Source organism: Halopseudomonas sp., assembly GCF_041579695.1.
Classification (GTDB): Bacteria; Pseudomonadota; Gammaproteobacteria; order Pseudomonadales; family Pseudomonadaceae; genus Halopseudomonas.
In genome coordinates, this window is record NZ_JBFGFI010000089.1 from 1 (window position 1) to 11,426 (window position 11,426).

Annotated in this window: 7 protein-coding genes; 2 read left to right on the plus strand and 5 right to left on the minus strand. The window is 60.0% G+C overall.

The features are described from left to right. The 4 genes from ABYA88_RS13700 to atzF all read right to left on the minus strand — a co-directional run. Positions 1-251: transporter substrate-binding protein (locus ABYA88_RS13700; RefSeq protein ID WP_373187952.1), on the minus strand; the 251-nt coding region annotated here is incomplete at its 3' end. A 165-nt stretch (positions 252-416) separates the two neighbouring features. After that, positions 417-1,193, minus strand: coding sequence for a GntR family transcriptional regulator (locus ABYA88_RS13705; RefSeq protein WP_373187945.1), 777 nt, complete (start codon positions 1,191-1,193; stop codon positions 417-419). Between the two features lie 3 nt (positions 1,194-1,196). Beyond that, complete coding sequence (gene uca, locus ABYA88_RS13710; RefSeq protein ID WP_373187946.1) at positions 1,197-4,826, minus strand: urea carboxylase; 3,630 nt, start codon at positions 4,824-4,826, stop codon at positions 1,197-1,199. A 22-nt stretch (positions 4,827-4,848) separates the two neighbouring features. Further along, positions 4,849-6,630, minus strand: a complete 1,782-nt coding sequence (gene atzF, locus ABYA88_RS13715; RefSeq protein WP_373187947.1) for an allophanate hydrolase — start codon at positions 6,628-6,630, stop codon at positions 4,849-4,851. 599 nt (positions 6,631-7,229) lie between these two features. Between atzF and ABYA88_RS13720 the strand changes: the two genes are divergently transcribed. Both ABYA88_RS13720 and ABYA88_RS13725 read left to right on the plus strand, forming a co-directional pair. Then, positions 7,230-8,393 carry a type III PLP-dependent enzyme gene (locus tag ABYA88_RS13720; protein WP_373187948.1) on the plus strand — a complete coding sequence of 388 codons (1,164 nt, stop codon included), beginning with the start codon at positions 7,230-7,232 and terminating at the stop codon, positions 8,391-8,393. A gap of 131 nt (positions 8,394-8,524) precedes the next feature. Further along, a complete protein-coding gene (locus tag ABYA88_RS13725; RefSeq protein ID WP_373187949.1) occupies positions 8,525-9,151 on the plus strand; it encodes an SOS response-associated peptidase in 627 nt (208 codons plus the stop codon). Positions 9,152-9,322: 171 nt separating this feature from the next. Here the strand turns inward: ABYA88_RS13725 and ABYA88_RS13730 are convergent, their stop codons facing one another. Then, positions 9,323-10,228 (minus strand): SDR family oxidoreductase, encoded by a 906-nt coding sequence (locus tag ABYA88_RS13730; protein WP_373187950.1) that lies wholly within the window; start codon positions 10,226-10,228, stop codon positions 9,323-9,325. Between the last annotated feature and the right edge of the window lie 1,198 nt (positions 10,229-11,426).

Genomic DNA, 11,426 nt, shown 5'->3' on the forward strand with positions numbered 1-11,426 from the left:
ATGGCCGCCACTTCGTGTTGTTCCAGTAGCTCGCGACTGCGCTCGGCGAACAGCGGCCAGTCGGAAGCGGGATCCACCACTACAGCTTCCAGCTGCTTGCCGAGCAGACCGCCTTTCTTGTTCTGCTCTTCGATCAGCATCAGCATGGTGTCTTTCAGCGTGGTTTCTGAAATGGCCATGGTGCCGGACAGTGAATGCAATACACCCACCTTGATGCTTTCAGCCTGCACAGCCATTGCGCTGAGCGCCATGCTGCACGCGACGCCAAGCGCCCCGGCCTGTTTGACAAATTTTCTGATTTTCATGGGTCTTTCTCCGTGTGAAGTACATATCCAACTGGGTGAAAACAAGCTTGCAAACAACGGGTGCAGCTATACGTCTACGGGGCCGGTCGGCATGCCGCCGGCCCTTCTGTGTCAGCTCGGCGCCGTGTCCGGCGTCTGGCTGTTGTTCTGGTTCTGCCGTGCCTCAAAAATCATGTGCAGGGTGATCTTGCGCACCTCTGCCTTGCTTTCCTCGATGTGTGTCTTGAGCAAAAGCTGAGCCTCGTCGGCGCGGCGCTGGATGATGCTGCCGAGGATCTTGCCGTGCTCCAGATAGGTCGCCTCGATGCGTGGCGCCTTGGTGAAGTCGATGCGCCGCACAATGCGCAGGCGCTCGGTCACGTCGTGGTGAATGCGGGCCATCTCGACATTGCCGGTGGCCTCAACCAATTGTTCGTGGAAGCGCTCATCCAGGGCGCAGACTGCCGGGCCATCCTCCAGGCGGTCAGCCGGAGCCACCAGCCAGATCGCTTTCAGTTCATCCAGTGCGGACGCGGCTTCCATCTCGCAGAGCCGCTTGACCGCCGCCATCTCCAGCACGATGCGCACGTCGTAGAGCTGCTCGTACTGTTCGAAGTCGAAGGGCCGCACCTGCCAGCCGCTGCGAAAGGACACCTCGACAAAGCCCTCACGCTGCAGGCGGGTCAGCGCCTCGCGCACCGGTGTGCGGCTGGCCGACACCAGCTCGGCAATTTCGCTTTCGGTAAAGCGGTCACCCGGCAGCAATTGAAAGTCGAAGATGCTTTGCTTGAGCTGCACATAAATGCGCTCGGTCAGGTTCTGCCGACGCTCAGGCGTCTTGCTTGCCTGGCCGTCGCCTGTTCTGTTCAGTTTCAGCACCCCGGTTTCCCTCGCTGCGCCCTGGTCCATGGTCTAGTCCTCGAGTACCAGTAGCAGATCGCCCGCATTCACCTGCTTGCCCGGGGCGCAGTGGATGGCGCCTACCAGGCCGGCCCGCTCGGCATATACGGCGAACTCCATCTTCATAGCTTCGACAATCAGCAGCGGCTGCTCTGCCTCGACTGTTTGCCCTGGCTCGACCAGCAGCTTCCAGATATTGCCGCTGATGTCGGCGAGTACCGCCAGGCCGTCGACATCGATCGGTTGTTCGCTGGTCCTGACCTGCAATGCAGCATCGACGTTGGCTTCCTCGTCGGCCTGCCAGAGCGCGACTTCTTCGGTAAAGGCTGCCTGCTGATGCGCCTTGAATGCGCTGATGCTGTCGGCGTTGTCCTGCAGAAACTGTTCGTGCTCGGCCAGATCGAAGTAGCTCTCCTCGATACGGATATCCAGCCGGCCCTCACGGAAGGCTTCACGCTGCTCGGTCAGTTCTTCCTCGGTCACCTCGTAGTAGCGCACCTGATCGAAGAACTTCAGCAGCCAGGGCTCCTGGTTGATGAACACCGGACTTTTCAGGAATTTGTTCCAGATCGGCAGCGTGCGGCCGACCAACTGGTAGCCGCCGGGCGAGTCCATGCCGTAGATGCACATGTACACCCCACCGATACCCACAGTGCCCTCGGCGGTATAGGTACGCGCCGGGTTGTACTTGGAGGTCAGCATGCGGTGGCGCGGATCGACCGGTACCGCGCAGGGGGCGCCCAGGTACACGTCGCCCAGACCAAGAACCATGTAGCTGGCGCTAAACAGCACATCACGTACTGCGTCGATGCTTTCCAGACCGTTGATGCGGCGCATGAACTCGGTATTGCTCGGCAGCCAGGGCGCGGTGTCGCGCACCGATTGGCGGTAGCGCGCCACCGCATCCAGCGTGGCTGAATCCTCGAAGGCCATGGGCAGATGAATGACCCGGCTGGGTACGCGCAGGCTGGCGGGCAAACTTTGTTCAATTGCCAGCAGACCCTTGACCAGATCCTGCTGGTGCAGCACGCGACTGTCGTAATTCACCTGCAGGGAGCGCACGCCGGGAGACAGCTCGATGATGCCCTCGATGGGCGTGGCCTTGAGGGCTTCCATCAACGCGTGAACGCGCAGGCGCAGCCTCAGATCGAGCACGTTGTCGCCGTATTCGAGCAGAATGTACTTGTCTCCAGCCTGGCGGTAGGTGACCAGCGGCCGGCTGCCTTCTTCCGGCAGCGACGCCAGAATGCAGGCAGACAGGCCATGATCCGGCTCGGGAATGGGCTGCAGCTCGACCGCAGGAACCACGCTCAGTGTGTCGATGGCCTGATCCTGCGCGTGCTCCATCGCCAGGGCGGTATCAAAACCGAGGCGCTTGAAGCGGATGCGATCACCGGGTTTGACCTGGCCCACCTTCCACAGCTCGGCCTTGATGATGGTGACAGGGCAGACGAAGCCGCCCAGGCTGGGCCCGTCGCGGGTCAGGATCACCGGCATGTCGCCAGTGAAGTTGATCGAGCCGACCGCGTATTCGGTGTCGTGAATGTTGGAGGGGTGCAAGCCCGCTTCGCCGCCATCACTGCGGGTCCAGGTCGGCTTGGGACCATTGAGCCGGATGCCCAGGCGGTTGGAGTTGTAGTGCACTTCCCAGGCGGTACCGAAGAACATCTCGATGGCGTCTTCGGTAAAGAAATCCGGCGCGCCGTGGGGGCCGTAGAGCACGCCGACTTCCCATTCACGGGGGCCAGCGTCTTCACTGGCGTAGTCGGGGATCAGTCCATGCGGTGCGGCAGCAGGCTCGTAGCAGGGCGCGGGCGTGGTGCAGGCGGCTATTGCCGGGTTGCTGATCGGCAGCATGTCGGTCGCGCGCAGGGTACGGCCGGCATGGCCGCCGAACTGGCCAAGCACAAAGGTCGAGCGGCTGCCCAGATACACCGGCACGTCGATACCGTTACGCACCGCCAGATAGGTGCGGCAACCGGTGCTGGCCTTGCCGACCTCAAGCACCTGCCCGGCCTTGACGCTAATCGGCGCCCAGAAGGGCACCTCGCTATTATCCAGGGTGGCACATGATTGGGCGCCGGTCAGCGCGATCACGCTATCGGTATGAAAGCGCAGGGTAGGACCGATCAGCGTGCATTCCAGGCCCGCGGCGCTTTCGTGGTTCCCGACAATGCGGTTGGCCAGGCGAAAGCCATAGTCGTCCATGGGCCCAGAGGGCGGCACGCCAACGCTCCAATAACCGGCGCGGCCGGGGAAATCCTGCACTGTTGTGTAAGTGCCGGGCTTGACCACTTCGATCACCGGTGCGTGAAATTCGAAGCTGGCCAGGCGGTTGGTCGCCACGTCGCCGGCGGCAAAAAAGTCGGTAGCGATAATCTGGCGCAGGTAATCCAGGTTGCTGGCAATGCCGGCCACCGAGGTGTTGTCCAGCGCGGTGCGCATTTTCGCAATGGCGTCGGCGCGGTCGCTGCCATGCACGATGATCTTGGCGATCATCGGATCGTAGTAGGCAGAGACTTCCGTGCCGGTGGCGACCCAGGTATCGATGCGTGCATCGTCCGGGAAGCTCACATGGGTCAGCACGCCGGGGGAGGGCTGGAAATCGCGAACCGGATCTTCGGCATACAGGCGCACTTCGATCGCCGCGCCCTGTGGGTTGATCTCGATATCCAGGGCCGGCGGTTCGCCGGCGGCGGTGAGGATCATCCACTCGACCAGATCGACCCCGGTGCAGGCCTCGGTAATCGGATGCTCGACCTGCAGGCGGGTGTTCACCTCAAGAAAATAGAACACATCGCGGTTGGCATCGTAGATGTATTCCACGGTACCGGCGGAGCGGTAGTTGACCGCCTTGCCCAGCTCCACCGAGGCAGTCATCAGCTTCTCGCGGGTGGCGGCGGGCAGATCGGGGGCGGGGGTTTCCTCGACCACTTTCTGGTTGCGGCGTTGCAGCGAGCAGTCGCGTTCGCCCAGGGCCAGTACCTGGCCCTTGCCGTCGCCGAAAATCTGCACCTCCACGTGCCGCGCATTATCGACAAAGCGCTCGAGGAACACCCCGCTGTCGCTGAAGAAGTTCTGACCCAGGCGCTTGACGGTTTCGAAGGCATCGATCAGCGCGGCTTCATCGTTACAGCGCGTCAGGCCGATACCACCGCCACCGGCGGTACTCTTGAGCATTACCGGATAGCCCAGTGCGGCCGCTGAACTGACGGCTTCCTCCAGTGAGGCAAGCAAACCGGTACCCGGCGTGAGCGGCACGCCAGCCCGTTCGGCGATCTCGCGTGAGGTGTGCTTGAGGCCGAACTGGCGAATCTGGTCCGGCGTCGGGCCACAGAAGGCAATACCGGCCGCCTCGCACTGTTCGGCAAACTTGGCGTTCTCCGAGAGAAAGCCATAGCCGGGAATGATCGCCTGTGCGCCGCAGTCCTTGGCCGCAGCCAGAATGCGATCTGCTTGCAGGTAGCTATCCGCTGCGCTGTTGCCACCGAGGCAGATCGCCGCGTCACAGGCATGCACGTGGGCGCTGTTGCGGTCGGCGTCGGAATAGATCGCTACCGAGCGAATGCCCATGGTTTTAAGGGTGCGGGCAATGCGGACGGCAATCTCCCCGCGGTTGGCTATCAGTGCAGTGTTGAGCATGGTGCAAGTCCCTTTGATGTTCTTAGCGAGAGGCGATGTAGGCGCGCCAGCCGCCCAGATGCGTTATGTCGGTAGCGCCATCGACTGCAGCGCCCTCACAGATGAAGCCCTTGACCTCGCGGCCGTCCTGCAGCGTCAGCGTGCCGATACCCAGCGGGGCTGGAACCAGGGCCACGAAACTGCCAAACAGATCGACTGGTACATCCCAGAGCTCAACGGCGATGGCGGCGCCCTCGCTGGCGCGGATTAATCCGGGTTTCGGGGGGGTGGTATTGGGCAGGGCGTAGAGCCGGTAATTGCCGGCGGTAAAGGTGCTTTCAACGAAGCGCGCGTGGCGTTCGGTCAACTGGGTGTTCAGCGGCATGCCGCTCAGGTGAGCGCCGACCACGGCCAGGCGTACATGACCGGCAGGGGCTTGAGTGGCCACAACAGATGCAGGCAATGTGCGATCGGTAGCGCCGGCCTTCCAGGGAGCGAAGGCCTCCCAGCGGCGGCCAAATTCGGCCAGCGACCCATCCTGCCAGGCCCCACCAATCAGCGTGATGCCAAAGGGCAGGCCGTCCTCGCGCAGCCCTGCGGGCAAGGCCAATGCCGAGCAGTCCGCCAGGTTGACGAAGTTGGTCCAGGTGCCGAGCTGGCTGTTGACCCCGACCGGATCCTGTTCGACTTCTTCCAGGGTGGGCATCCGTGGCGTAGTGGGCACCACCAACGCATCCACACTACCCATGAGCGCCTGAATGGTCCGTGCCAGATCCGCGCGGCGGTACTCGGCCTTGTAGGTATCGGTAGCGGTAAAGTTCTGCGCCTGTGCCAGGATGCCCCGCACTACCGAGTTCATCAGGTCGGCATGGGCGTCCATGAACTCAGAGACCGCAGCGTAGCGCTCGGCCACCCACGGCCCGCCATACAGCAGCTCTGCGAGTTGCTGCATCGGGGTGTAATCGAGCTCGACCAGCTCCACGCCCAGCGCCTGCAGCTTGGCCAGGCTGGCTTCCCAGGCGGCCGCATATTGGCTGTCGCCAAACCAGGGGAGCGAGGCGGGTATGCCCAGGCGTGGCTTGACCGGCAGCAGCGAGGCCGCAGCCGGGGCTGGACGCGAATAGCCGTCGGTAGCATCAAAGCCTTCCATCACCCCAGCCACCGCTTCTGCATCTGCAACGTTCAGGGCAAAGATCGATACGCAGTCCAGGCTGCGACAGGCCGGCACTACGCCGGTGGTGCTGAAACGGCCTCGAGTAGGTTTGAGTCCGACCAGATTATTGAAGGCAGCCGGCACGCGGCCGGAGCCGGCGGTGTCGGTACCCAGGCTGAACGGCACCAGGCCGCGGGCGACGCTGACCGAGGACCCGGAGCTGGAGCCGCCAGAGATGTATTTGCTATCGAAGCTGTTAGGTACTGCACCAAAGGGGGAGCGGGTGCCGACCAGTCCGGTAGCGAACTGATCGAGATTGGTCTTGGCCAGTACCACGGCGCCGGCTGCACGCAGGCGGGCCACACAGGTAGAGTCGGCTTTAGCTGTATAGGCATATTCAGCGCAGGCCGCGGTGGTTGGCAGACCGGCCACGTCGATGTTGTCCTTCACCACATAGGGAATGCCATACAAGGGCAGCTGGCTTGCGTCGGGCAGCGCTTCCAGGGCATCGAGCTGAGCACCCAGTTCGGCGGTGGAAAGCACGTGGATGAACGCGGGATCCTGCCCGTCGAGCTGCACATGAAGCTGCTCAAGCGCGGTGCGCGGGGTCAGGTCACCGCTGCGGTAAGCTTCGCGCCACTCTGTAATTGTCCATCCGGGTTGCTGAGCCATCTGGCCTCCTGCTGATCGTGAAAATACCGTCTTGTATACAAGCGGGTGTCCAACACGAGAGAGCAGGTAACGTGCCAATTCCTGACAATGTCATCCATTGGCGGGTAAATACCTTGTAATACAATGGAGTACATAAAGCCCCGAGTGGCTGGCTGTTGAAGCAGAGACGGCCGGGCAGTGGCCTACAGGATCTTTCGCGGACCAAAACAGTGCCGCCGGTCCTGTTTTGGTGCGCGCAGGGGAGGGTTGTCGCCGTATTTGTCCGGCGCGATGGTCTAGTATGAAGACCGCGCATCTCAGCTCGAGTGACCAGATAAACGCGCGCGTAAACCCGCACTATTGTCATCCGCTGCTGGGAACAATGACGAAATGACAGGTCCCTATTGACCGGAAGATCGCTTGGTCTTAAGGTTCGCCACGAACGTTGAGGCTGGCACGATCCATACGGCTCAAGTACTGACGACGAGACAGCGAGACAGGCGGAAAACCGCAGTCTTATTGCTTTCGGCGCACGCCTTGGGAAGTAGGCGAACCAAAGTGGGGATACTGATCAGACGTTCGCACCCCCGAACCCGAAACAGTTGCTTTGGAGCCTATGCATGTCTATCAAACTTGACGAATATTTTGACCGCGAAACCTTCAGCCGCATTCGCGCGTGCGCCGATCAGCGCGAAACGCCTTTTCTGGTCGTGGACCTGAAGACCATCGACCGCGCCTATGACGAGCTGGTCGAAGGCTTTCCTTTCGGCAAGGTCTACTACGCGGTCAAGGCCAACCCGTCCAACGAAGTGCTCAGCCTGCTCAAGGGCAAGGGCGCCAACTTCGACATCGCCTCGATCTACGAACTGGAAAAGGTCATGGCGCTGGGCGTGAAGCCCGAGCAGATCAGCTTTGGCAATACCATCAAGAAATCGAAGCACATCAGGGCGTTCTACGAGAAGGGCGTGCGCCTGTTCGCCACCGACTCGGAAGCCGACCTGCGCAACATTGCCAAGGCCGCACCGGGCTCGAAAATTTACGTTCGCATTCTGACTGAAGGCTCCACCACCGCCGATTGGCCGCTGTCGCGCAAGTTCGGCTGCCAGACCGACATGGCCATGGACCTGCTGGTACTTGCCCGCGAACTGGGTCTGGATCCCTACGGCATCTCCTTCCACGTGGGCTCGCAGCAGCGCGACATTGGTGCATGGGATGCGGCGATAGCCAAGGTGAAGGTGATCTTCGAGCGGCTGAAGGAAGAAGACAATATCACCCTGAAGATGATCAATATGGGCGGTGGCTTCCCGGCCAACTACATCACCAAGACCAACACCATGAAAACCTACGCGGAAGAGATCACTCGCTTCCTGCAGGAAGACTTTGGTGACGAACTGCCCGAGATCATTCTTGAGCCGGGCCGCTCGCTGATCTCCAATGCCGGTGTGCTGGTCAGTGAAGTAGTACTGATATCGCGCAAGTCGCACACCGCGCTGGAGCGCTGGGTGTACACCGACGTTGGCAAGTTCTCCGGCCTGATCGAAACCATGGACGAGTCGATCAAGTTCCCGATCTGGACCGAAAAACAGGGCGAACTGGAAGACGTGGTTATCGCCGGCCCCACCTGCGACAGCGCCGACATCATGTACGAAAGCTACAAATACGGCCTGCCGCTGAACCTGGCCATCGGCGACCGCATGTACTGGCTCTCCACCGGCGCCTATACCACCAGCTACAGCGCCATCGAGTTCAACGGCTTCCCGCCGCTGGAAGCCGTCTATATCTGACACTCGCAAAGCGAGAAGCTGATAGTGCAACAGCCCGCGCCTGGCAACAGGCGCGGGCTTTTTGTATTCTGGAAAGCACGAATAAAGCCGGCTCCGCCGGCCAACACCCACTAATATCTACCCAGAGTCCCATGTGCAGCCACTACGAAGCCCCCACAGCTAACCACCTGGCAGATGCCTTCGGCGCCGATGACCAGCTACCCTTCCAACGGCACCTCTGGCCCGGCTACCAGGGCGCCTTCGTACGCGCAGCAGAAGATAACCCCAACAACGAATTCGACCTCCGCCCCGGCATATTCGGCCTGCTTCCCGCCTGGGCAAAGAACCAGAAACTGGCCCGCCACACCTATAACGCCCGCACCGAAACCGTCGCCGAAAAACCCTCATTCCGTAACGCCTGGCGCAAGGCCCAGCATTGCATAATCCCCGCAGCAGCCATCTACGAACCCGATTGGCGCTCGGGCAAGGCGGTACCCACTCGCTTCACTCGGGCCGATGGCGGCATGATGTGCATCGCCGGGCTATGGGAACAATGGACCGATCCCGCAGGCCAGATCATCCACAGCTACAGCATGCTTACCATCAACGCCGACGAGCATCCGCTGTTTCGCTATTACCACCGCCCGGAAGACGAGAAACGCATGGTCGTCATCCTCCCCAACGGCGTTATCCGCGACTGGCTCAAAGCCCCAGCCGCCAACAGCATGGAATTCATGCGCCCATACCCCGCCGACCGCCTGACAGCCACTCCGGAATAAACATCACCCCTCAGTACCGAGGGGCGCTTCCCTGGGAACGTTCGAGTTCCACCTCGAACAAAGCCGGCTCCGCCGGCCAGAAACCAAAAAGCCCGCACTGATTACCAGTACGGGCTCTCGATCCATCTAAACCACCATCAGCTTTCCGCTAATAGCTTATGGGTCTTCTACTCAGCTGAACTTCTGAATATTAGCCATCAGCTCACGCAGCGCCTCGATGTTGTCCTTCGGATGCACAGCACCTTCAAAGTCGCACAGCTTATCGAAGTTGGCAGCCACATCTTCCGGCGTGAAGCCTTCATCGGGGTTGAAACCAATACCCAGCGAACGCTCCCAGCGCACCTTACCCATCCAGCCGCCACCGACTTCAAACAGGCTGCCGGTTTCCTTGGACTCTTCCGAGCACAGGTAAGCGACAAGCGGGCTGACCAGCTCGGGCTTGAGCTTGTCGAAGGCGCCTTCAGGGAACAGACCTTCAGTCATGCGCGTGCCGCCAGTCGGGGCAATGGCGTTGACGAAGATGTTGTTCTTGCGGCCTTCAATCGCCAGGGTGCGGGTCAGACCATACAGGCCCAGCTTGGCCATACCGTAGTTGGCCTGGCCGAAGTTACCGTAGATACCGGAGGTAGAAGCCGTGAAGATGATGCGACCGAAGTTGCTGTCCTTCATGTGCGGCCAGGCAGCGTGAGTTACCTTGTAGGCGCCTTCGACGTGAACCTTGTAAACCAGATCCCAATCAGCGTCGGTCATCTTGGCGAAGCTCTTGTCGCGCAGGATGCCGGCGTTGTTCACGACCACGTCAACACGGCCGAAGGTGTCCATCGCGCACTGCACGATCTTCTCACCGTCGATCACGTTATCCGGGTTGGCAACGGCGGTACCGCCAGCAGCCTTGATCTCTTCAACCACCTTGAGGGCTGCTTCACTGTTAGCGCCTTCGCCCTGGGTGCTGCCACCCAGATCGTTAACGACAACCTTGGCGCCATGCTTGGCGAACAACAGCGCGTGGGCACGGCCAATGCCGCCGCCGGCACCGGTTACGATGACGACCTTGTCGTCAAAACGAATATCGCTCATGAAATGCTCCTGTCTATACGGGCGGTGAAAAAAGGTCTGCCAGTGTTAAACACTTGTTTCAATTCGGCAAGGGGCACGGGCAGGGTGAATAGCCAAGCATAAGCCGTTGCGACGCGCTTTGCGAAACACCGCTTGGTAACCGATTGCAAAGCACCAGTAGCGCAAATGGTTTTGGACAACACGCACCCGCGTGGATTACTCTCGAATCAAGCAACGGACTGCTCGCCCCATCCCGCCTTTCAGGCACGGACAGCCTGCATTCCCCGCACAACACCGCTAACGTTTCTTCCATTTGTCCGTGAAGAGGATAGGGCGGCAGCGTGCCTGAACAAAGCTCGGCCACAGCCCTGATCTCCCGCCTTATGTCTGGCGCAGCGCTGTTTGGCAGCAATCACCACCCACTGCTTGCAGGATATCCAGTAGCAATGAAATTACGAAATGACGACGTCAAGCGAATACAGTCTGGCCAGGCCGCATCGAGGTAAGTCGTTGTTATGACGAGGAAATATTTTTATGTCGCTGAAAGGCTCTCGGACTTATACCGAATCCTCTGTTATCCATTACCGCAGAACGCGATCTAATCGCTGTTAAATCGAGGGGGCATGTTTATGAGCTCTGCAACGGCCGGCGTGACCGTATCTGTGATTCTTGTCGGAATGGTTGCAGCATGGTTTATTTTGATGAAAATGCTTTTCAATCGGCTAGAACGATTGCATCCAGTTAAGTATGAAAAGATGGGTAGGCCAACGCTTTTTCTGCGAAATAATATTTCGAGCTCTTGGGCTTCGTTAAAATTTCTGCTTGTACGCGAACATAGGCATCTTAACGATAATTATCTATCTAAGCTGTCTGACTCTATGCTCGTATTTTTTGTCGTCTACTTATTTTTACTTTTCAGTTTTTTCTTGGCGGGGCAGGTCGCTAGTCAGTACCCCCCGATTTAACAATTCGTTCAAGCCGACACCGCTCCGCGGCGCGGCTTAACTCAGCGTTAAAGCCTACGGGAATCGAATCATTTACCAATCTTGGGTGCTTCCCGGGATCATGGGCAGGTCCATTCTGGTTCAAGTACTCAGCCGGCATTGCTGCTAAAGTCGCCAGCCAGGCCTTGGCGGAGGCGGAGCGCCGGATCCCGAGCCGTGTCTTCAGGCAACTCTTCCATAGGAATGTGCCCTACGGTGGGATAGACCACCAGACC